This window comes from Paraburkholderia ginsengiterrae, from assembly GCF_001645125.1.
Lineage (GTDB): Bacteria > Pseudomonadota > Gammaproteobacteria > Burkholderiales > Burkholderiaceae > Paraburkholderia > Paraburkholderia ginsengiterrae.
On the sequence record NZ_LXKA01000176.1, the window covers coordinates 92,921 to 115,274 of the forward strand.

Genomic DNA, 22,354 nt, shown 5'->3' on the forward strand with positions numbered 1-22,354 from the left:
CATGATCATGCGATTGCCTTGACGTCGGCTTCCTTTGCGCCCGTCATGATCGCCACCGCTTCCGACATGTGCACGTCTTTCTTATTGACGAGCGCGGCGCGGCGCCCGAGCCGCTGGATATGAATGCGATCCGCGACCTCGAACACGTGCGGCATGTTGTGGCTGATCAGGATCACCGGCAGTCCGCGATCGCGCACGCGCCGGATCAGTTCGAGCACCATGTTGCCTTCCTTCACGCCGAGCGCGGCTGTTGGTTCGTCGAGAATCACCACGTGCCGCGCGAAGGCCGCACTGCGCGCCACGGCCACCCCCTGGCGCTGGCCGCCCGAGAGGGTTTCGACCGCCTGGCGCATCGAACGGATGCCGATCTGCAGATCCTTCATATGCGAGGTCGCTTCCTCCAGCATGCGGCGCTTGTCGATCATCTTGAGGATCGAGCCGCGCCAGCCGGGTTTCAGCAGTTCGCGGGCGAGGAACAGGTTTTCGGCAATGCTCATGGCGGGCGCCACCGCCAGTTCCTGGTACACGGTCTCGATGCCTTGCTCGCGGGCGTCCAGCGGGCTGCGGAATTTGACCGGCTTGCCGTCGAGCAGAATCTCGCCTTCGTCCGGCACCGTGGCGCCGGACAAGGCCTTGATGAGCGACGATTTCCCCGCGCCGTTGTCGCCGATCACAGCGAGAATCTCGCCAGGCAGTACTTCGAAGTCGCAACCGTCGAGCGCTGTCACGTTGCCGTAGCGTTTGACGAGTCCGCGCGCCTGCAGAACGGGCATCACGGCAGAACCGGAAGCAGGTGTCGACATGACGGGCTCCTGTCGGCTAATGGCGGCTGAATGCTCAACCGCGACGATGGGATAGTTTGTCGGCGGCCACCGCGAGAATCACCAGCATGCCGGTGATCAACACCTGGTAGACCGAAGAAACGCCGATCAGCGTCAAACCGTTGCGGAACACGCCGACAATCAGCGCGCCGAGCAGCGTGCCGACTACCGAGCCGCGTCCGCCGAACAGGCTCGTGCCGCCGAGCACGACCGCGGTAATGCTGTCGAGATTCTCGGTTTGCCCCGCTTGCGGATCGCCCACCCCGGTGCGCGACACGGACAGCAGCGCCGCGATGCCGTAGATCGCGCCCGCCAGCGAATAGACGGTGAGCAGGATTTTCTGCGACGACAGGCCCATCAGGCGCGCGGCTTCGGCATTATTGCCGAGCGCATAGAGATGACGGCCGGGCACGGTGTCGCGCAACACGAACCAGGTGGCGAGATACATCAGCAGCGTGAGGACGGTGCCGTAGGTGACTTCCGCGGGACCGAGCCTGAACGTGTTGCCGAAGAACATGATGGCGTCCGGCAGGTTCGACACGCTCTCCGCGTTCGAATAGATCTGCGTCAGCGCGAACGCAATGTTCAGGGTGCCGAGCGTGACGATGAAGGCGGGCAGTTTGATCCGCGTGATCAGCACGCCGTTGAGCGCGCCGAACAGCATGCTCGCGGCAATACCGCACAGAATCGCAAGAATGGGCGGCACGCCGAGCGTGACCGCGAACTTGGTCATGACGATCGAGCCGAACGCCATGACCATGCCGCATGACAGGTCGATCCCGCCAGTCAGCACGATCAGCGTCTGGCCGATCGCAATGACCGCGACCACCATGGTTTGCTGCAGGATCAGCGACAGGTTCTGGAACGACAGGAAGCGGCTGCTCTGCGAAATGAAGAAGGCGCACGCGAGAGCCAGCGCGATCAGCGGCCCGGCCTCGGCAAGCGACGGCAGACGGTCGGCGAGAGAGCGCGAGTGGCCGGCGGGCGCGGAAGGAGTCGACATGATGATGGTCCTTGAAGCTTGAGCTTGGCGAGCGGATCACGCGGCCAATCCGGCGGCCGCCCGGCGGCGACCTTGCGCACCAGGCTCCGGTCGCCGCACCGCACGGGTTACTTGTTGCCCCAGCAGTTGTCGAGGCCGAACTTCGTATCCTTGCTGTCGACGCTGGACATCGGCCTGTCGGTGATCAGGGTCACGCCCGTGTCCTGATAGCCGGAGACTTTCTTGCCCGTCTTCGCGTAGTCGACACCTGCCGTCACGCCGAGTGCGGCCATCTTGAGCGGATACTGCTGCGAGGTCGCGGCAATCGCGCCGGCATTGACGTTGCGCACGCCTTCACAGCCGCCGTCGATCGACACGATCATCACGTTCTTGTCCTTGCCCGCCGCCTTGAGCGCACGGTAAGCACCCGCCGCGGCCGGTTCGTTGATCGTGTAGACCACGTTGATGTCGGGCGCCTTCTGCAGGCAGTTTTCCATCGCCGTCTGCCCCTTCGCCTGATCGCCGCGGGTGTCCTGGCTGCAGACCACCGCCGGATCGCCTTCCTTCACGCCGAAGCCTTCCAGAAAGCCGTTATGACGCAGCACGCCGACCGATACGCCGGGCGCGAGATCGAGCGTGGCGATCTTCGCGGGCTTGCCGTTCAGCGCGGCCTTCGCATATTTGCCGATCAGCACGCCGGCCTTGAAGTTGTCGGTGGCGAAGAGGGCGTCGGTGGCGTCCTGCGGATCGGTCGGCGTGTCGAGCGCGACCACCATCACGCCGGCGGCACGTGCCTTCCTGATGCTCGGCACGATGGCCTTGGTGTCGCTCGGCGTGATCAGAATCGCTTTGGCGCCGGCCGTCATCATGTTTTCGATCGCGGTGACCTGGCTGGCGTTGTCACCGTCGAACTTCCCGGCCGCGGTGAGCAGCTTCGCGCCGTCTTTCGAGGCGGCCGCTTCGGCACCCTGTTTCATCTTCACGAAGAATGGATTGGTGTCGGTCTTGGTGATGAGACCGATGACAGGCTGGTCGGCCGCCTGGCTCGCGCTCGCACACCATACCGCCAGGCCGGCTACACACATCGACACGACGGTCCTGGCGGCGGGATGCCTGCGGGAATTCAGATTCATGGGACGCTCCTCCGGTTTTTGACAACGACGTTAGGAACTGCTGGCGGTGGTCCACGCGAACGCTGCGCGCGGGCAACCCGGTGTGCGGCCTGATGAGTGATGAGGGCGGTTCGAAGCAGATCGGATGAACCGCGTTTCAGGCTATCTAATTCATTTTGGTTGAATTAGTACAGCAGGCGCAACGGCGCCCGTCAAGGCAGCGATTGCCAATGACGACGCAACGCGGCACCCCGTCAGAAGGCGGCGAGCCTTGCGTGACGGGGCCTGGGCGGTGTAATGCGAGGGGTGATCGAGCGCCGGGGCTTGGGGAAAATCCTGGCTCGTGTCGTGCGACCGTGACTTGAAGGCCGGGTGGACTTAGCGCCGGGGTATCAGCGCTTGCCGCTTCGTCTCGAGCTGCGTGACGACGCGTTGCAAGGTCCGCTCGGCCGGTCCCGGCGTTGCCACGAACTTGCAGCCGACCACGAAGCGCCGCTCGCCATTCGGCATGCTCAGCCGGCGCGGTGCGACGATTTCCAGATCGAGCCGCAGTGTGCCGAAGCTGCCGAGTTGCAGCACGACGTCGCGCAGCACCGTGCCGCTTTCAAGCGAAGCGAAACGTTCGTCGGCGGTTTTCAAGGCGATGCCGCCGAGCGACAGGTCCTGCAATTCCAGCCGGAACGAGCCGCCGTCCGCATACGGGCCGCTCGCGACGTAGGGGTCGAGCACAGGCGTCTGCACGCGGAAGAATTCGCGGCGCTGAACGTAGTAGAGGAGGGCCGGGAACGGCGCCTCGAAGGCCGGCTGTCCTTCGAACGCGATCGGGTTGGCATTGAGCGTCATGAACTCGGTGCGGATGCCACCAGGCAGGCTGCGAAAGATCAACTGGCGCGCAGCAGGCAGTGCGTAATTGCCGTCGGCCATGCTGCTGGCGTCGAAGACGAAGCGCGCGTTGCGCGAGTCGACGTCGAGCACTTGCGTGACGATTTGCCGTCCGTTGAATTCCACTGTCACGAAGTCTTGTCCAGCCACCAGCTTGCGCAGGCAAACGGCGATTTGCAGGGGGTGGCGTTGCACGAAGTTCGCATCGGCGTCGTGGGGCAGTTCGGCGGCGTCGGCAATATCGGCGAATGCGGTATCTGGCAGAAGATCGGCAATCATTGTTCTATCCATGCGTATGGGGCCTTGGCCTGGCCGGTTGGGGGAGCGCGGGCAGCCTGGATGGCATGCCGGCGCTCGGCCTTTGCTAGCCTTATTGCAGGGACCGTGCCAACTGCATGGATCGATGACGGGACGCGGCGCCGCGGCCGCCAAACCCTTTTGCTACGGGCATTGGCGGGCGCTACGCCAGAAAGGCGGCTGGGACGAAGGGGGCAGAAGGCGGGGCTCGCTACGTAACGTGCGCGAGCCTGTTACGGTCACATCACCGCGAACGCGGCGCGCCGGTGGAGGCGCGTACAACCAGTTCGGGTGACGAGGCGGTCCGCATCGGCACGCGTGCCGTGCCGCGTCCCGCCGCCTGCTGGCCGTACGACGACTCGATCAGCTCGCGCAACAGCGTCACCGCCAGTTCGGCGACTTCGACTGTTGGCACGGCTACCGTGGTCAACGCGGGGCGCGACTCGCGTGCGAGCTGGATGTCGGTGATGCCGATCACGGACAGGTCCGCCGGTACGTTCAGGCCAAGATCGGCGGCGGCATGCATTGCGCCGAGCGCGGGCAGGTTGTTGGTCGCGAAGATCGCGGTGAGCTTCGGATCGCTTTCCAGCAGCGCGCGCGCTGCCGCATAGCCGCCTTGTATGGTGTCGGCCGCGTGCTTGACTCGCGCTTTGGGCACGCCGGCGGTGCGCAAGGCGTCGACAAAACCTTCATAACGGGCCGCGTGAATGCCCGACGCCTTGCTGCCGACAATCGCGCCGATGCGCCGATGGCCGAGTTCCAGCAGATGCAGGCCGGCCAATTCGCCCGCGCGCCGGAAATCCACCGCGACGCACGGCAGCCCCGGCGGTTCTGCCGGCCGTTCCCACATGCACAGCACGACCGGCGTACCGCGCGCTTCGGTGGTGTGCAGGTCGGCGAAGTCGAGATTCGCGTTCGTCACGAGCACGCCTTCGGAAAGCGTCCCCGCTATCTGTTCGAGATACGCGCGGCCGCTCAGCGGATCTTCGTTCGTATTGCAGATGATCACGAAGTGGCCGCTCGTACGCGCCGCGCGTTCGACGGCGAGGGCGAACTCGGGATAGAACGGATTGGCGATGCTCGACACCATCAACGCGAGCGTCGGCGCGCGGCCCTCAGCGAGCGCGCGGGCGGCGAGATGCGGGCGGTAGCCGAGCGCCTGTACGGCATCGAGCACGCGCTGCCGCGTCGTCGCGCCGACCCGGCCGCGATTGCGCAGCACATTGGACACCGTAGCGGGGGTGACGCCGGCATGACGCGCGACTTCGCTGAGTGTGGGCATGGCATTTTCAATATATGGGACGACTGTCCGACATTTGCATCGCGGCCCAAGGCGCGGCACCATCTGTCGCACAGACAAAACGATATCGGAGACAGGTCAGGCCCAACGATCGCACGCGGTCGATTTTTTCGGCCCGGCTGATTAAGCGCTTAATCTCCGACATCGAGCCGATTAGATCACGGAGTCGATGCGATGGCGAGTATTTCGTTAAGAGGCGTGCAGAAGGCATATGGCGACGGCGCGCCGGTGATCCGCAACGTCGATCTCGAGATTGGCGAGAACGAGTTCTGCGTGTTCCTCGGTCCGTCCGGGTGCGGCAAATCCACCTTGCTGCGCATGATCGCCGGCCTTGAAGACGTGAGCGACGGCGACCTGTCGATTGGCGGGCGCATCGTCAACGACGTGCCCGCCGCGCAACGCGGCGTGGCGATGGTGTTTCAGAGCTATGCGCTGTTTCCGCACATGACCGTGTTCGAGAACATGGCATTCGGTCTGAAGCTCGCCAAAACATCCAAAGACGAAATCGACCGCCGGGTGCGTGAAGCCGCCCGCATCCTGCAACTGGAAGCGTTGCTCGAGCGCCGGCCCAAGGCGCTCTCGGGCGGTCAGCGCCAGCGCGTGGCGATCGGCCGGGCCATTGTGCGCGAGCCGGGCGTCTTTCTGTTCGACGAACCGCTCTCCAATCTGGATGCCACGCTGCGTGGGCAAACCCGCGTCGAGATCGCGCGCCTGCACAAGCAGTTTGCCAAAGCGAGCGTGGTCTACGTGACGCACGATCAGATCGAAGCGATGACGCTCGCCGACAAGATCGTGTTGCTGCATGCGGGCAAGGACACCGAGCGCTACGGCAGCATCGCACAGATCGGCGCGCCGCTCGAGCTGTATCACCGTCCGAAGAGCCGTTTCGTTGCCGGCTTCATCGGCTCGCCGCGCATGAATTTTCTGCCTGGGAGAGTGGCGTCGGTGGATGCGCAAGGCGTGACCGTCACGCTCGATCACACCGGAGAAAGCGTGCGGGTGCCGGTGAGCGGGGCAGGGCTGCAGATCGCGCAGCCTGTCACGTTCGGCGTGCGGCCTGAGCACCTGGAGTTTGCCGACGCGTCGTCGGCCGACGCTGAAGACGGTGTATTGACTCGCACCGTGTCCCTCGTCGAACAGCTCGGCGAGCACAGTTACGTCCACCTCGATCAGCCCGGCGGCGCCGTGCTGGTCGCCAAAGCGCCCGGCAATACGCGCCTCGCGCCCGGTGAGCGCGCGAGCTTGCGTGTGCACCGTCTCGCTTGCCATTTGTTTACCGAGGACGGCTTCGCCGCCGCCTCGCTCGAATCCGCCGAACACTACGCCTAGAGGACAATCGGATGCGCCTTGGAGTCTGCTATTACCCGGAACACTGGCCGGAGTCGATGTGGGAAGACGACGCTCGTCGCATGAAGGCACTCGGCATCGAACAGGTTCGGATTGCTGAATTTGCGTGGAGCCGGATCGAACCCACGCCGGGTGAGTACGATTGGGGCTGGCTCGATCGTTCCATCGACGTATTGGGCGCGGCCGGGCTGCAAGTGGTGATGTGCACGCCGACCGCGACGCCGCCCAAGTGGCTGATCGACCGTCATCCCGACATTCTGCCGATCGGCGCGGATGGGCGTGCGCGAGCTTTCGGTTCGCGCCGTCATTACGACTTCTCGTCGCCGGCGTATTTCGCCGCGTCGCAGCGGATCTGCACGGCGGTGGCCGAGCGCTACGGCAAGCATCCGGCGGTCGCTTACTGGCAGACGGATAACGAATTCGGCTGCCATCACACGGTGGTGAGTTATTCGCCAGCGGCCGTCGGCCGCTTTCGTGAATGGCTGAAGGCGCGTTATCAGACCGTGGACGCATTGAACCGCGCATGGGGCACGGTGTTCTGGAGCATGGAGTACCGCAGTTTCGACGAGATCGACGCGCCGGTGGCGACAGTGACCGAAGCGCATCCATCGCACCGTCTCGATTACCGGCGCTTCGCTTCCGACGAGGTGGCGCGCTATAACCGCATGCAGGTCGAGATCATCCGCGCGCATTCGCCGGGGCGGCCGGTCGCGCACAACTTCATGCAGCTGTTCACGGAGTTCGATCACTACAAGGTCTCCGCCGATCTCGACGTGGCGGCGTGGGACAGCTACCCGCTCGGCGCGCTCGAAGAACAATGGTTCGCGCCGGAGATCAAGGCACGCTGGCTGCGCAGCGGCCATCCCGACTTCGCGTCTTTCAATCACGACGTTTATCGCGGCATGTCGAAGCTGCCGTTCTGGGTGATGGAGCAGCAGCCGGGGCCGGTAAACTGGGCGCAGTGGAATCCGGCGCCGTTGCCGGGCATGGTGCGGCTGTGGAGCTGGGAGGCCTTCGCGCATGGCGCGGGCTGCGTGTCGTATTTCCGCTGGCGTCAGGCGCCGTTCGCGCAGGAACAGATGCATGCGGGACTGAACACGCCCGATAACCGGCTCGACGTGGGCGGCAATGAGGCTGCGCAGGTCGCGGGCGAGATCGGCAAGGTACTCGCCGCGAATGCCGATGCCAACGCCGCGATTCGTTCGAAAGTCGCGCTCGTGTACGACTATGAAGCGAAGTGGCTGTTCGAGATTCATCCGCAGGGGGCGGACTTTCACTATCCGCGTTTCGCCTTCGAGTACTACTCGGCGCTGCGCTCGCTCGGGCTCGACGTGGATATCGTGCCGGTCGACGCGCCGCTCGATGGCTACAGCCTGATCGTGGTGCCGCCGCTGCCGGTCGTGCCGGCCGATTTTGGCGCGCGGCTGGCCGACTCGGGCGCGCAGGTGGTATTGGGTCCGCGCACCGGTTCGAAGACCGCGGATCTGCAGATTCCCGCGAACCTGCCGCCTGGCGCGCTGGCCTCGGTGTTGCCGCTGCGCGTCTGGCGCGTCGAGTCGATGCGGCCGAACGTGACGGAAGCGGTGCGGCTCGAGGACAGCCAGGACGCGAGCGGCGCTGACGGCTTCGCGCGTCACTGGCGCGATTTCATCGAAGGTGACGCGGCGGCTTCGCTCGACGTGCGTGCCCGTTTCGCGGACGGCCATCCCGCGTATGTGCGAAGCGGCGCGTTTCACTACCTCGCGAGCCTGTTCGACGACGCGCTCACCGGGCCGCTGTTCGGGCTGATCGCGCGGGAGGCCGGCCTCGGGACACTGCCGCTTGGCGATTCCGTGCGGATCAGCCGCCGCGGCGCGCTGACCTACGTCTTCAACTACGGCCACGAAACCCACACGCTCACCGAGGTAGCCGACGATGCTTTCGTGATCGGCTCGCGTGCGGTCGAACCACAGGGCGTATCCGTCTACCAATCCACATGACGGCCTGATGTGTTGGCCGGCGAATTCCACGCAGTAACGACAACGACGCAAAATCAAGGCATATAGGAGACAGGCAACATGAAGCTGAAACCACGCAAGATTCTGTTGGCACTCGCGCTCGCCGCGGCGGCTGCGGGGACCTCCGTCGTCAGCACGGCGCAGGCCGGCACGCTCGCGGTCAATATCGCATTCAAGGGCGCAAGCCAGCGCGCGGTCTGGCAATCGGTCATCGACGACTTCAAGAAGACGCATCCCGGCGTCGACGTGAAGGTGTCGTTTGTCGACGAAGAAGCCTACAAGGTGCAGTTGCCTGGCTGGCTCTCCACGGTCGCGCCCGATGTCGTCAACTGGCACGACGGCGAACGGATGGCGTATTACGCGCAGCGCGGCCTGTTCGAAGATCTGAGCGGCGATTGGGCGAAGAATGGCTGGAACGACATGTATGCGTCCACCAAGGAGGCGTCGTCGTATAAGGGCAAGCAGTACGCTGCCCCGACGGTTTACTACTCGTGGGGCATGTTCTATCGCAAGGATCTGTTTCAGAAGGTCGGCATTAGCGCCGAACCGAAAACGTGGGATCAGTTTCTCGACGCCTGCAAGAAGCTGAAAGCCGCCGGCATAACGCCGATTGCCGTCGCGGGGCGCGATGCCTGGACGCTGGCCGGCTGGTTCGACTATCTGGACCTGCGTTTGAACGGCAACGCGTTCCATCAGAAACTGATGGCGGGCGATATTGCCTATACCGATCCGCGCGTGAAGAAGGTGTACACGGCGTGGAAGCAGCTGATCGACGCGGGTTACTTTATCGACAATTCGCTCTCCTACGATCTGGATGCGGTGCAGCCGTTCCTGTTCCAGGGCAAAGCCGCGATGATGCTGATGGGCACCTTCATCACGGCCGGCTTTCCGCCGAACGTGAAACCGGAAATGGGCTATTTCCAGTTCCCGATCATCGACGCGAACGTGCCGACCGCCGAGGATGGACCGGTCGAGTCGCTGCATATTCCGTCGAAAGCGAAGAACAAGGCGGACGCCCATGCGTTCCTCGCGTTTGTCGAGACGCCGGAGATCGGCGCGAAGCTCGCAACTGGCCTGGGCTCGCTGTCGGCGAACAGCAAGTCGCCGGAACCGGAGGATCCTATCTCCAAGATCGGCTTCCAGATTCTGTCGAACACCAAGGGCGGCATCGCGCAGTTCTATGATCGCGATATGACCAAGGAAATGGCCGATGAAGGGATGAAGGGGATGCAGCAGTTCATCGCCGATCCTACGAAGCTGGATGAGGTGCTCGCGCAGCTGGAGCAGACGCGTAAGCGGATCTACAAGAAGTGAGTGGGGGGCGGCCGGGTGGCCGCCTGATTACTCGGCAACAGGTTGCATGGGACCAGAGTAAGGCACTAAAGTGCCAACTCTGGGACCGCAGCAAGCTGCATGGGACTGGAGTAGCGCGCTAAAGCGCGAACTCCAGTCGACAGGAGACTTATCGTGTCGCATTCCGTCACCCGCCACACCGTCGGCGGTCCCGCCGAACCCGGTGGCCCGGGCGTGCCCGCGCCAGGCGGCGCATTGCGCGGCGGCTCGCCCGCGGGAACGCGGCGGCGCGGCCCGTCGCCCACGGCGCGCCGCCAGCGGCGTGCCGCGTTCCTGTTCCTTGCGCCGGCCTGCGTGATGGTGGCCGTCTACGTCGTGTGCCCGATCCTCTCGACCATCCGCTTGAGCTTCTTCAACTGGGACGGCATGACCGAACCGTCGTTCGTCGGCCTCGCGAACTACATCGAGTTGTTCCATACGCAGACGTTCTACACAGCGCTCAAGAACAACCTCATCTGGCTGCTGCTGTTCCTGCTCGCTCCGCCAATGGGGCTTGCCGTCGCGTTGTACCTGAATCAGGCGGTGGCCGGCATCCGCATCGTCAAATCGCTGTTCTTTGCGCCGTTCGTGTTGTCGGGCGTGGTGGTCGGCCTGATCTTCTCGTGGTTCTACGACCCGACCTTCGGCCTGCTCGCGATGATTCTCGGCCATGGCGTACCCGTGCTCGGCGACGCGCGCTACGCGACGCTGGGGATCGTATTTGCAGCACTTTGGCCGCAAACCGCCTATTGCATGATTCTCTATCTGACCGGACTCACGTCGCTGAACGCCGAGCAGATCGAAGCCGCGCGCATGGAAGGCGCGCGCGGCTGGTCCATGCTGTGGCACGTGATCCTGCCGCAACTGCGGCCCACCACGTTCATGGCGATCGTCGTCACCATCATCGGCGCGTTGCGCAGTTTCGATCTGATCTCCGTGATGACGGGCGGCGGTCCGTTCGAGAGTTCGACCGTGCTCGCGTATTACATGTACGACCAGGCGATCAAGTACTACCGCATTGGTTATTCGGCGGCGGTGGCGGTCGTGCTGTTCGCGATCATGCTGGTGTACATCGTTTATCACTTGCGGCGGATGCTGCGCGCCGAGCAATAAGGAGCCGACCATGTTTCCGATTCCCATCGACAAATGGAAACCAGCCAACCGCCGCGCGTACAAGCTGACCTTGCCGATCGCGCTGCTGATCTGGCTGCTGCCGATGATCGCCGTGCTCATCACGTCCGTACGTTCGACCGAAGAGTTGAGCGAAGGCAATTACTGGGGATGGCCGAAGCACTTCGCGATGTTCGACAACTATCGCGAGGCGCTTACCACCTCGCCGATGCTGCATTACTTCTGGAACAGCGTGCTGATTACGGTGCCCGCCGTGGTTGGATCGATCGCGTTGGCGGCGATGGCCGGATTCGCATTGGCGATCTACCGCTTTCGCGGCAACTCGACCTTGTTCGCGACGTTCGTGGCAGGGAACTTCGTGCCGGTGCAGGTGTTGATGATTCCGGTGCGGGATCTGTCCTTGCAACTCGGTCTGTTCAATACGGTCAGTGCGCTGATTCTGTTTCATGTGTCGTTTCAGACCGGATTTTGCGCGCTGTTTCTGCGCAACTTCATCAAGCAGTTGCCGTTCGAACTGGTCGAAGCGGCGCGGATCGAAGGTGCGAATGAATGGACGGTGTTCTTCCGGATCGTGCTGCCGTTGATCCGGCCCGCGCTCGCCGCATTGGCGATTCTCGTGTTTACGTTTGTCTGGAACGACTACTTCTGGGCACTGTGCCTGACTCAAGGCGACGATGCCGCGCCGATTACCGTGGGCGTGGCTGCGCTGAAAGGGCAGTGGACGACCGCGTGGAATCTGGTTTCCGCCGGCTCGATTCTGGCGGCTTTGCCGTCGGTGGCGATGTTCTTCGCGATGCAGAAGCACTTCGTGGCCGGGTTGACGTTCGGGGCGACGAAAGGCTGAGGTGGTGATGGTTCCGGTGCGTTCGGTTGCGTGTTAAGTAGAGAAGTTTGCCCGCGTAATGCGGGCTTTTTTTTGCGTGTCGCCTGGCCGATGGGCAACCGGCAACTGCTGCAATACGTGCGTTACGTGCATTCCGTGCAAGACGCGGAAATACCGTGTAAGCACCTTTGAATCACGGCGCCTTCTCCCGTCATCGCGCAATCTAGCCCGCACTATCCTGCTGCACAGGGATCGCATCCCTGAACGCATGAAGGCGGGCCGCGGCATTGCCCCGCTATGTCCCAGCCCGGTTACTTCCCTGAACAAAGGCCCGGTATGTCCACTATCCACACTGTTTTCTTCCGCACCCTTGAATGCCTCGTGCAGCCGGCCGCATTGCTGTCGATCGGCATGCTGGCCGCAGGCGCCACGCTGCCGCTGGAGGCGTCCGCAGTCAGTTTCAAATGCACGAGCAAGATGTCTGCGTCGGAAAAGATCGTCTGCAATGATCCCGCGCTGTCGGCGCTCGACGACCGCCTCGCCGCCTCCTGGCAACACGCGAAGGACACGACGCTCGACACCGCGGCGCTCGAATCGGCACGCACCCAGCAATGGCTCTGGCGCCAGCACAATTGCACCGATGCAGCCTGCGTGAAGGGCTGGTACGACCGCCGTATCGCGGAACTGGACGCCGACTTTGAGCAGGCGAAACATGCGCGCCGCGAAGCCTTCGAAGCGTCACTGGTCAAACAGAATCTCGCGCCTTCGGCGGCGGATGCGGTCAGGAAGATGAAAGGCGATTCAGTGGTGAATGCGACGACGGCGAGTGCGCGGTAACCGCATTGCAAGTGCCCTCCGCGCGGCCTTTCGGCAGTACGCGATTCAGCTCAACCGTCTTGCCGCGCCGAGCCTCCCCCGTCCAAATTGAAATCCCGCAAAGCCTTGTCCAGCAAGGCTGTCAAACGTTTGCGCAATTAGGTCTGACGATTGCTTTTGTTAAAGGTTTGCGTTTTGCATGTCGTTATCTAGGCAAATAAGTCTGGGCCATCGGACATGCTCAAGCCTTAAGCAAGGCGTGCGCTGAACGAGGAATACGCAATTCGGGGGAATCAATCGTGAATCAACAACGATCGCCATGGTCGCGCGCAGCGGCTCCGGGCGAAGTCATCTATTCGGAAGGCTTCGCGGGCGACGCCGTCGTCTACGTCATTGCAGATGGCAAAGTCGAAATCTCCACTCAATGCGACGAGAAGAAAGTGATTCTCGCCACCCTGGGCAAGGGCGAGTTTTTCGGCGAAGCGGCCTTGCTGCCGCCCGAGCCGCGCTCGCATACCGCGAAGGCGCTCAGCTTCTGTCAGTTGACCGTCATCGCGGCGAGCGTCGTTGAGGACGAACTGGAGCGGGTCTCGCCGTTGCTTCGCCATATCGTGCGCACCATGATCCGGCGGGTGAAGAAGAAGGACGATATTCTCGCCACCAACACGCACGCTGATTTCTTGCCCGGTGTCGTTTCGTACGCGCATGTTCTTTCGTTGATGGCGGGAGGCGATTCCGCTGATCGGATGGATAACCGCATGCGCCGTGCGCAAGGCGAAGAGGTGTCGGTGCCGTTGCCCGAAGTGATCAAGAAGTGCAATGCGATTGCCGGTCATTCACGTCCGCATGTGATGGCCATGCTCAAGCGCATGGAGAAGCTCAATCTGGTTTCGCTCGAACCCGGCCGCTCCGATCGCCCCAGCACCACGTCGGCACGCTATTCGGCGCAGGACGGCGCGACGGGCCGCCAACTGGTCACGTTCGATCCCGTGCGGATCACGGAGCGGGCTCAGCAGGTGGCGGACCACGACCTCGATCTTTCCATCAGCAGTGAACTGGAACTGATCGAGCTGGACGATCTGGAAGCGCTGATCGGCGTCGAAAAGAAAGTGATTCTGAACAAGCTGTCACACGCTGAAATCGCCGAGGACCTGTTCGCGTTCCGCAAGACCAAGGTGTTGAATTACGTCGAGGAAAAGGGCATCAGCTATTTTTCGCGCCGCACCACCCGCGGTCTCAGCGACCTGAAAACGATCGACGATCTGGAGTTCGTCGACCAGCGAACCTTGTTCGAGGCCGTGAGCGCGTTCGACACGTATGAGCTCGCAAAACTGCTTTCCGCATTGACGGGCCAGCCGGTTGCCGAGCGCCTGCTGTCGGTGATGACCGAGGCGAGGAAGAAAGAAGTCTCGTGGGTCATGCGCCGCGAGATCAAGATCGATCCGCTCGAGATTGCGGAGATCGAAGAGCGATTCCTCGAGACCGTGCGAGCAATCAAGTCTCCCGCGGCCACTGCAGCGCCGCTTTCCAATCTGAATGTCTGACGCGACGGCGCGTGCGGTCATTCGGGAGGACGTATGGATCTTTTGACGCTATTTGGCGCGGTGTTTGGTGTGTCGGCCATCGTGGCGGGTTTCGCGCTTGAAGGCGGACACTTCGCATCGCTGTTTCAGTTGCAGGCGCTCGTCGTCGTGCTCGGCGGCACCCTCGGCGCGGTGATGATCCAGAACACCTGGGCGAGGTTTTCCGATGGCGTCAAGCAACTGCGCCTGGCTTTCCTGACGGCGCGGCAGGTCGACCGCGAGAGCCTCTCCGTGCTGCTCGAATGGGGTGATCAGGCCAAGCTGAACGGCCTGCTCGCGTTCGAGTCGATCGAGGCGGGCGGTATAAACCCGTTTGCCAAACGAGGTCTGGAATTGCTGGCAAACGGCGTGTCGACGGCGGTACTCGAAGACGCCCTGCAGCGAGAGCTGGATGCCTACGAGCGCAATCACATGGCCGCCGCGCGGATCTGGCAGCAGGCGGGGGGGTACGCACCCACGTTCGGCATTCTGGGCGCGGTGCTCGGGCTGATTCAGGTCACTGGCCATATGCTCGAGCCCGCGCAACTCGGGCAAGGCATCGCCACCGCTTTCGTGGCAACGCTGTACGGCCTTGCTCTCGCGAATCTGGTGTTTCTGCCGCTGTACGGCAAGATCCGGGCTCAGGTGGATAGCGAATTGCGCTTCAGGCGGCTCTATCTCGACGGCCTGCTTGCCATCTCGCGCAAGGAATCGCCCCATACCATCGAGACCCGGCTGGCGGGCGATGTGCGGGAAAGATCGGCTGAATTGCTGGGATAAAGAGACTTTTCAGTTATGAGTATCTCCTCGGGTAGCAAGCGCCTCACGGCGGACAAGGCCGGCCACGCGGAGGCCGACGAAGGCGAGGAGCAGTCCGGCCGCTGGCTGATTTCCTACGCAGACCTGATCACCACGCTGATGGTGTTGTTCCTCGCGCTCTATTCGCTCCAGCTGGCGAAAAACCGCGAGCTCGAAATGAGGACGCTCGAGCATCACTCCGTGAAGGAAGCGGCCGCCGCACCGGATGCCGCGAAGAAACACCTTCTTGCTTCGCTGGAGCCGCTTCGCGGCAACCGCGAGATCACGATTTCGAATGCGGCTCAAGGCGTTGAAATCGCCATCAACGCGAAAATTCTCTTCAACTCCGGTGACGCGCGGCTCCTGCCGGAATCGTTCGGCGTGCTGACCCAGATTGCCGGCGTGCTGCGCGACGGTTCGAAGAACAATATCCTCGTGGAAGGGCACACTGACAACGTGCCCATTGCCACGGCAAAATACGAATCGAATTGGGAACTGTCGTCGGCGAGGGCAGGGGCGGTGGTTCGCTACTTTGCGGATAAAGGCATCGAAGCGCACAGAATGGCCGCCATCGGCCGTGCCGACAATTTCCCCTTGATTATCGGCGACGACGCAACGGCGCGCGCCGCGAACCGGCGCGTGACCATTCTTGTCGAGTACTGAGCCGCAATTCCCAGATCCACATCGTCCTTGACGGGCTTGACTACCCGGGCGAACATTTCACGCTGATTGAGGGAGTAGCGCCTGGCGAGTGTCCGGCGCTCTCTAGCCCCATCTCAGGAAGGAGTCGGATCATGAGCATAGAAGCCGGATCTACCGCGTCGAATCTGTCGGAAACGGATCTGTCGCTGTTGCGGGCGACAATCGAATTGGCAGAGGAATCGAAACAGAACGGCCGCCATCCGTTTGCGGCGATCGTTGCCAATGAGCGCGGCGAAATCGTGGCCAAGGCGGGAAATAATTCGATGCCGCCCGAAGGCGACCCGACGCAGCATGCCGAGCTGCGAGCCGCGGCGATGGCCGCGCGCTTGCTCTCACCCGAGGAACTCGCGAAATGCACGCTTTACACGAGCGCTGAGCCTTGCTGTATGTGCTCGGGCGCGATCTACTGGTGCAATATCGGCAGAGTGGTGTACGCGCTCTCTGAGCACCGCTTGCTGGGTCTCACGGGAGATCATCCGGAGAATCCGACTTTCTCGCTGCCATGTCGGGAAGTCTTCGTACGCGGCCAGCGGCATGTCGAAGTGGTGGGTCCGTTGCTGGAGGATGAAGCGGCGCAATCCCATATCGGCTTCTGGGTGTAGAAACTGTAGAAACGCCACCTGCAAAAAAGCGCCCTATGAAGCGCAAAGCGCGGGAGGCTGTTGCCAGCCCCCCGCGCGATGCGGGACGTACCACGTGTCATGCGTTCGGCAACGATCCGCGCCGTGCGGGCAATCAGCTACCCGAATACAGTTCCTGATTCAGGCGGGCAAGCTGGCCGCCTTTCTCCGCTTGCGCGAGTTCCTGACGAACCTGCGCGCGCGTCTTCGGCGCGGCGCTGGCCGAGTCTACGGACCATTGCGTCTGCACCACTTGCGTCGCCGCGTTCTTCGCGAGGGCGCCAGCCTGGTCGGCCGCCGGATTGGCCGCATGAGCAACGCCGCCGATCGTGAGAGCTGCGAAGGTCAAAGCAATCATGGAAACTTTCATGTCATTCTCCTGGAACGGTTGGATAGTGGCGCCCGCCAATCCGCAAGTGTGAGCAGAAGCCAACGGGGGTCTGCTGCGATGCAATTGCTTCAATGAAGCGGCGTTGATACATTGAACCGCGCGGGCGTATCTGGCATGTGTCGGGAAACGGGCGATTTGCAATGTTGTGTATCGCCCGTCACCGCGGATACATTCCGATACGAAGCGGTTCCTAGCCCTTTTGCGCAAGCAAGGTCTGAATTTCCGCTTCGGTCTTCGCATAGTCGCCTTCGCCGAAATGCGTGTAGACGATCTTCCCTGTCTTGTCGATCAGATAGAACGCCGGCCAGTACTCGTTGCCGTAGGCGCGCCACGTGGCGTAGCTGTTGTCCTGTGCCACCGGGTAGGTGATGCCGAAGCGCTTGACGGCGGTCTTCACGTTGCCGGTGTCGCGCTCGAACGGGTACTCGGGCGTGTGCACGCCGATCACCGTCAGTCCCTGGTCCTTGTATTTCTCATTCCAGCTCTTCACGTAAGGCAGCGTGTTGATGCAGTTGATGCAGGTATAGGTCCAGAAGTCGACCAGCACCACCTTGCCGCGCAGCTGCTGCAGGGTCAGCGGATCGCTGTTGATCCAGTTCGAAATACCGGTGAGTTCGGGCGCGGACGCGTTGGTGAGCGGGCGGTCAACGGTGGCGGTGCCCCCCGACATGGCGGCCGCGATGCCGGTTGCCGCAGCGGCGGCAACCAGGGCACCGCCGGCAAGAACTTTGAGTTTTAAATTGGAGAGCATGTCAGACTCCTTTGAGTGAGGTCGAGGAAGCGGTGGTTCGAGGCGGTTCGGGCGTGTGCCGCGAATGACCCTATTGGAGCGTCCTCAGGTATCTGGCTTGTGTCGGCTACACTGCGCGGATGCAATGTTGTGTATCTGTACAAGCTCCAGATACACTGCGACACAATTCACCGTGCGAGCCGCGCTATAAAGCAGGCATTGCCAAACACGGAGAACTCCATGAGCGCCGACAAGCTGCAAGGGTCCTGCCACTGCGGGGCCGTCAAATTCGAACTTCGAGCTGCGATCGTCCCGGCCCAGCGCTGCAACTGCAGCCTCTGCAGGCGTAAAGGGGCGTTGATGACGCCGCTCGTTCCCGCCAGCCAACTGACGATTCTCAGCGGCGAAGACGCGCTGACGCTTTACCAGTTCAATACGAAGACAGCCCGGCACTACTTCTGCAAGCATTGCGGCATTTATCCGTTTCATCGGCCGCGTAAGGACCCGCAGCAGTGGCGCGTCAACATCGGTTGCCTGGAGGGTGTCGACCCCTATAGCCTGGAAGCCGAAGTGGCAAACGGCGCCAGCCTGTCCGTGGTGGAGGACGCATGAAACGCCTGCTGGCCATTCTCGTCTTCGTGACCGGCGGATTCGCCGCCGAACTCGCGCATCCGGTGCACTGTTCGCTGATTTCTTCGAGCCGGGCGGAGCTCAAACGCCGAAAGAGATGAGACCTTGATGGAAACCACTGACCACGTACTGATCGTCGACGACGACCGCGGCATCCGCGAACTGCTCGCGGGCTATCTCGAGAAGAACGGCATGCGGGTGACGCTCGCCGCCAACGGGCGGCAGATGCGTGCCGCGCTGGAGCAGGGCGCGCCCGATCTGATCGTGCTGGACCTGATGATGCCGGGCGAGGACGGTCTGGTGCTATGCCGCGAGTTGCGCGCCGGCAAGTTCCGCGCGGTGCCGGTGTTGATGCTGACCGCCCGCGACGAGGAAGCAGACCGGATCGTTGGTCTGGAGATGGGCGCCGACGACTACCTGACCAAACCGTTCGCCGTGCGCGAACTGCTCGCGCGCATTCGCTCCGTGCTGCGCCGCACCCGCATGCTGCCGCCCGGCATGGAAGTGACGGAATCGGCGCCGATGCTGGTGTTTGGCGACTGGCGCCTCGACACCACCGCGCGCCATCTGCTGGACGCCGAAGGCACCATGGTCGCGCTGAGCGGCGCCGAGTACCGCTTGCTGCGCGTGTTCCTCGATAACCCGCAGCGGGTCTTGACGCGCGATCAACTGCTCAATCTGACGCAGGGCCGCCAGGCCGATCAGTTCGACCGTTCGATCGACCTGCTGGTGAGCCGTCTGCGCCAGCGCCTGCGCGACGAAGCGCGTGAGCCGCGTTACATCAAGACCCTACGCAGCGAGGGCTATGTGTTCTCCGCGGCGGTGACCGCCATTGGGGAGCCGGAATGAAGGCATGGTCGTGGCTGCATTGGCCGCGCACGCTGTTCGCGCGGCTCGCGCTGATTCTGTTCGTGAGTCTGGCGCTGGCGCAGACGCTGTCGTTCTGGCTCACCATGACGGAGCGCGACCAGAGCATGACCAACGTGATGATGGGTTACGTCGGGCGCGAAGTGACCAGTTCGGTGGCATTGCTCGATCATTTGCCCGCCAGCGAGCGCGCTCAATGGTTGCCGCGGCTCGCGCGGCGCAGCTACGAGTTCACTCTCGGGCCGGGTGTGACGGGCGGACCCGTCGACGCACAGTTGTCCACGCGCTTCGCGCAATCCATCGAGAACAGTATCGGCACGCATTATCCGCTGACGGTGAACGCCGTCCCCGGCGACCGGGAGCGCCTGCAGGTTCATCTGAAACTGACCGACGGCACGCCGCTCACCATCGACATGCGGCCCATGCAGGGCGCGCCGCTGTCGGGCTGGCTGCCGTTCGTGCTCATCGTGCAACTGGCGGTGCTCGCCGCGTGCTGCTGGCTGGCGGTGCGGCTCGCCACGCGGCCGCTGCATCAGCTCGCGCTCGCCGCGGATACGCTTGGGCCTGATCTGAAGGCGTCCCGCTTGCCGGAGGACGGCCCGTCGGAAGTGTCGCGCGCCGCGCGCGCCTTCAACGCGATGCAGGACCGGATCGCGACGTACATGACCGAGCGCATGCAGATTCTCGCGGCGATCTCGCACGACTTGCAGACGCCGATTACGCGGATGCGCCTGCGCGTCGACGTGATGGACGACGACGAGCAGGGCGCGAAGCTGCGCCAGGATCTGCAGGAAATGGAGAGCCTCGTGAAAGAGGGCGTGACGTACGCGCGCACGCTGCACGGCGGGACCGAAGTGCCGGTCCGTGTCGATCCCGACGCGCTGCTCGACAGCCTGGTGTGCGACTATGTCGACGCCGGTCAGCCCGTCAGTTTGCAGGGGCAGCTCGGCGTGTCGCTGGTGACGCGTCCGCAAGCGCTGCGCCGCATACTCGGCAATCTGGTCGACAACGCGCTGAAGTACGGCGACTCGGCGGAGGTCACGGCGAGCACGCTCGACGACGGCCGGACGCTGATCGCGGTGCTCGACCGTGGCCCCGGCATCCCGGCGGAGTCGCTGGAAGCGGTGTTCGAACCGTTCGTGCGGCTCGAGGAATCGCGCAATCGCGATACGGGCGGCACCGGGCTGGGTCTTGCCATTGCCCGGCAGCTTGCCATTGCGCTGGACGCGACGCTCACGCTGCACAATCGGCCCGGTGGAGGTCTGGAAGCCCGGTTGACGTTGGGAAACCGCCGCCAGCGCTAGTCTCACGCTTCGAGGCTCACGCCTTCAGCCTCACGTACCCAGCGCGAGATACTGATGCAGCGATTGAATCGAGGCGGCGCCTTCTCCGACGGCGGCCGCCACGCGCTTCACCGAGCCGCTGCGCACGTCGCCCACCGCGAAAATGCCGGGGCGGCTCGTCTCCAGAAAATGCGCCGGGCGATCCGACGTCCATTGGTGGGCCGCATCGGGGCCCGTGAGAACAAAGCCGTGCTTGTCGAGCGCCACGCAGTCGCCGAGCCACGCGGTATTCGGTTGTGCGCCGAGAAACAGGAACACATGACGGATCGGCTTCTCTTCGATGGTTCCCTGACTGTCCCACTTGATCGATTCAAGGTGCTCCTCGCCCTGCAACTCGACGATCTGTGTTTTCACATGAACCGTGACGTTCGCTGCCGCTTCGATGCGCCGGATCAGATAACTCGACATGCTCGCGTTGAGTCCCTCGCCGCGAATCACAATGTGCACGTGCCGCGCGAAGCCCGACAGGAACACCGCGGCCTGTCCCGCTGAATTGCCTCCACCGACGATAACCAGTTCCTGGTTGGTGCAGAACCCGGCTTCCATGAACGTTGCGCTGTAGTAAATGCCGCGTCCCTGGAATTCTTCGAGACGCGCCAGATCCGGCTTGCGATAACGCGCCCCGGTCGCGATCACCACGGCGCGGGCATACACGTGCTCGTCGTAATTCAGGCGAAGATGGAAGGGCGGCGCGTTCGTGCATTCAATGCCGAGCACTTCGATCGGAACGCCGACCTCCGCGCCGAACTTGCGGCATTGGGACAAGCCGCGTCCGGCCAGTGCTTGCCCCGAGATGCCGGTCGGAAATCCGAAGTAATTTTCAATCTTCGAACTGGTGCCGGCCTGGCCACCCGGCGCCTTGGTGTCGAGCACCGCGACCCGCAATCCTTCAGACGCGGCATAAACCGCCGCGGCAAGCCCGGCCGGTCCCGCGCCGACCACGACCAGGTCGAAGTGCTCGCCATTCAGGCGGTCGGGGCTCAGGCCGATCGCATCCGCCACGGCCCGGTTGGTGGGCTGCTTCAGCACCTGGCCTTGCAACGTGATGACCACCGGCATGTCGGCTTCCGTTGCACCATGACGCTCGAGCAGCGCTTTGGCTTCCTCGTGCTCGACGATGTCGAAGTAGGCGGAAGGCTGAGCGTTGCGGCTCAAAAAATGCCGCAGGACGAACGTGGGCCACGAAGCCGAACTGCCGATCACCACTACGCCGCTCTGCTGATCCTGAATGAAGGCGACGCGCCGCAGGATATAGGCGCGCATGATCGTTTCGCTGAGTTCCGCTTCCGCGGTGACGAGCGCGCGCAGCGATTCCTCGTCGATCACGATCACTTCACAGTCCGAAGCGGCGTGCGCCGTGGTGACCGCGCCGCGGCCCGCGAGCGTGCCGACCTCGCCCGTGAAGCTTCCGGGGCCGTGCACGCCGAGCTTGCGATGCTTGTCGCCGGCGCCTCGCGACGATTCGATGGTGCCGCTGACGATCGCGAACATCGGAATGTGCCGGTCACCTTCGGCGAACAGGATGTCGCCCGCGTGCAGGCGGCGCCGTTCGCCGTACCGTTCCAGCACTGCGAATTGCCTGTCATCGAGCGTTGGGAAAATCTGATGATGGCGGCTGCCGCCGACCACCAGGTCTTCAGGCCGGCTTGAAGATATTTTGCTCATGGGGTGTTCCGAGGGAGGGCGCGGATTGCGGCCGGGGGAGTTCGCTGCCGGATGCTGCCGCGGCGCGACCTTCTGGTTGAGTGTCAAAGACGGCAAGCCGTCATATCCTCACAGATTGTGCGCCAGAGTTCCGTCGCCGGTAAAGTGCGAAAGCGCGGAGGGACAGCGTGTATTCCATTCGCATACGGTTGCGATCTATGAAGTTT

Annotated in this window: 22 protein-coding genes; 14 read left to right on the forward strand and 8 right to left on the reverse strand. The window is 63.1% G+C overall.

The genetic code is table 11. The features are described 5' to 3' along the window. Window positions 1-5 precede the first annotated feature (5 nt). From A6V37_RS14080 to A6V37_RS14100, 5 genes are all read right to left on the reverse strand, one after another. Window positions 6-803 carry an ATP-binding cassette domain-containing protein gene (locus tag A6V37_RS14080; RefSeq protein ID WP_064265335.1) on the reverse strand — a complete coding sequence of 266 codons (798 nt, stop codon included), beginning with the start codon at window positions 801-803 and terminating at the stop codon, window positions 6-8. A gap of 34 nt (window positions 804-837) precedes the next feature. Next, window positions 838-1,824: an ABC transporter permease gene (locus A6V37_RS14085; protein WP_064265336.1), complete on the reverse strand. Its 987-nt coding sequence runs from the start codon at window positions 1,822-1,824 to the stop codon at window positions 838-840. 107 nt (window positions 1,825-1,931) lie between these two features. Then, a complete protein-coding gene (locus A6V37_RS14090) occupies window positions 1,932-2,936 on the reverse strand; it encodes a sugar ABC transporter substrate-binding protein (protein ID WP_064265337.1) in 1,005 nt (334 codons plus the stop codon). 357 nt (window positions 2,937-3,293) lie between these two features. Further along, complete coding sequence (locus A6V37_RS14095) at window positions 3,294-4,076, reverse strand: flagellar brake protein (protein WP_082902560.1); 783 nt, start codon at window positions 4,074-4,076, stop codon at window positions 3,294-3,296. Between the two features lie 262 nt (window positions 4,077-4,338). Further along, window positions 4,339-5,376, reverse strand: coding sequence for a LacI family DNA-binding transcriptional regulator (locus A6V37_RS14100; RefSeq protein WP_064265339.1), 1,038 nt, complete (start codon window positions 5,374-5,376; stop codon window positions 4,339-4,341). Between the two features lie 192 nt (window positions 5,377-5,568). Here A6V37_RS14100 and A6V37_RS14105 point away from each other — a divergent pair, with 192 nt between their 5' ends. From A6V37_RS14105 to A6V37_RS14150, 10 genes are all read left to right on the forward strand, one after another. Beyond that, on the forward strand, window positions 5,569-6,723 hold the full coding sequence (locus A6V37_RS14105) for an ABC transporter ATP-binding protein (protein WP_064265340.1): 1,155 nt from the start codon (window positions 5,569-5,571) through the stop codon (window positions 6,721-6,723). A gap of 11 nt (window positions 6,724-6,734) precedes the next feature. Further along, window positions 6,735-8,720: a beta-galactosidase gene (locus tag A6V37_RS14110; protein ID WP_064286072.1), complete on the forward strand. Its 1,986-nt coding sequence runs from the start codon at window positions 6,735-6,737 to the stop codon at window positions 8,718-8,720. A gap of 78 nt (window positions 8,721-8,798) precedes the next feature. Beyond that, window positions 8,799-10,052, forward strand: a complete 1,254-nt coding sequence (locus A6V37_RS14115; protein WP_064265342.1) for an ABC transporter substrate-binding protein — start codon at window positions 8,799-8,801, stop codon at window positions 10,050-10,052. Window positions 10,053-10,205: 153 nt separating this feature from the next. Beyond that, window positions 10,206-11,183, forward strand: coding sequence for a carbohydrate ABC transporter permease (locus tag A6V37_RS14120; RefSeq protein ID WP_064265343.1), 978 nt, complete (start codon window positions 10,206-10,208; stop codon window positions 11,181-11,183). 10 nt (window positions 11,184-11,193) lie between these two features. Beyond that, window positions 11,194-12,045, forward strand: coding sequence for a carbohydrate ABC transporter permease (locus A6V37_RS14125; RefSeq protein WP_064265345.1), 852 nt, complete (start codon window positions 11,194-11,196; stop codon window positions 12,043-12,045). 315 nt (window positions 12,046-12,360) lie between these two features. Continuing rightward, window positions 12,361-12,861: a lysozyme inhibitor LprI family protein gene (locus A6V37_RS14130; protein WP_131799794.1), complete on the forward strand. Its 501-nt coding sequence runs from the start codon at window positions 12,361-12,363 to the stop codon at window positions 12,859-12,861. 278 nt (window positions 12,862-13,139) lie between these two features. After that, entirely contained in the window at window positions 13,140-14,384 is a 1,245-nt protein-coding gene (locus A6V37_RS14135; RefSeq protein ID WP_064265349.1) for a Crp/Fnr family transcriptional regulator, read from the forward strand. A 33-nt stretch (window positions 14,385-14,417) separates the two neighbouring features. Continuing rightward, window positions 14,418-15,182 (forward strand): flagellar motor protein, encoded by a 765-nt coding sequence (locus A6V37_RS14140; RefSeq protein ID WP_064265351.1) that lies wholly within the window; start codon window positions 14,418-14,420, stop codon window positions 15,180-15,182. Between the two features lie 15 nt (window positions 15,183-15,197). Then, the gene (locus A6V37_RS14145; RefSeq protein ID WP_064265353.1) at window positions 15,198-15,863 is read left to right on the forward strand and encodes an OmpA family protein; all 666 of its coding nucleotides are present in this window, start codon (window positions 15,198-15,200) and stop codon (window positions 15,861-15,863) included. Between the two features lie 131 nt (window positions 15,864-15,994). Continuing rightward, the gene (locus tag A6V37_RS14150) at window positions 15,995-16,504 is read left to right on the forward strand and encodes a nucleoside deaminase (protein WP_064265355.1); all 510 of its coding nucleotides are present in this window, start codon (window positions 15,995-15,997) and stop codon (window positions 16,502-16,504) included. A gap of 133 nt (window positions 16,505-16,637) precedes the next feature. On the opposite strand, the gene A6V37_RS14155 is transcribed toward A6V37_RS14150, so the two are convergent. Together A6V37_RS14155 and A6V37_RS14160 are read right to left on the reverse strand one after the other, a co-directional pair. Beyond that, entirely contained in the window at window positions 16,638-16,892 is a 255-nt protein-coding gene (locus A6V37_RS14155; RefSeq protein ID WP_064265358.1) for a DUF4148 domain-containing protein, read from the reverse strand. A 211-nt stretch (window positions 16,893-17,103) separates the two neighbouring features. Next, complete coding sequence (locus tag A6V37_RS14160; RefSeq protein WP_064265503.1) at window positions 17,104-17,583, reverse strand: thioredoxin family protein; 480 nt, start codon at window positions 17,581-17,583, stop codon at window positions 17,104-17,106. Window positions 17,584-17,883: 300 nt separating this feature from the next. Between A6V37_RS14160 and A6V37_RS14165 the strand changes: the two genes are divergently transcribed. From A6V37_RS14165 to A6V37_RS14175, 4 genes are read left to right on the forward strand one after another with little or no spacing between them, the layout of a single operon-like run. Continuing rightward, window positions 17,884-18,255, forward strand: a complete 372-nt coding sequence (locus A6V37_RS14165; protein WP_064265360.1) for a GFA family protein — start codon at window positions 17,884-17,886, stop codon at window positions 18,253-18,255. Beyond that, entirely contained in the window at window positions 18,252-18,374 is a 123-nt protein-coding gene (locus tag A6V37_RS42825) for a hypothetical protein (RefSeq protein WP_278185255.1), read from the forward strand. Before A6V37_RS14165 ends, A6V37_RS42825 begins: the two co-directional genes overlap by 4 nt. A 7-nt stretch (window positions 18,375-18,381) precedes the next feature. Next, a complete protein-coding gene (locus A6V37_RS14170) occupies window positions 18,382-19,122 on the forward strand; it encodes a response regulator (protein ID WP_064265362.1) in 741 nt (246 codons plus the stop codon). After that, the gene (locus A6V37_RS14175) at window positions 19,119-20,444 is read left to right on the forward strand and encodes an ATP-binding protein (protein ID WP_064265363.1); all 1,326 of its coding nucleotides are present in this window, start codon (window positions 19,119-19,121) and stop codon (window positions 20,442-20,444) included. Before A6V37_RS14170 ends, A6V37_RS14175 begins: the two co-directional genes overlap by 4 nt. Window positions 20,445-20,474: 30 nt before the next feature. Here the strand turns inward: A6V37_RS14175 and A6V37_RS14180 are convergent, their stop codons facing one another. Then, window positions 20,475-22,148, reverse strand: a complete 1,674-nt coding sequence (locus A6V37_RS14180) for an FAD-dependent oxidoreductase (RefSeq protein WP_064265365.1) — start codon at window positions 22,146-22,148, stop codon at window positions 20,475-20,477. Window positions 22,149-22,354: the final 206 nt, after the last annotated feature.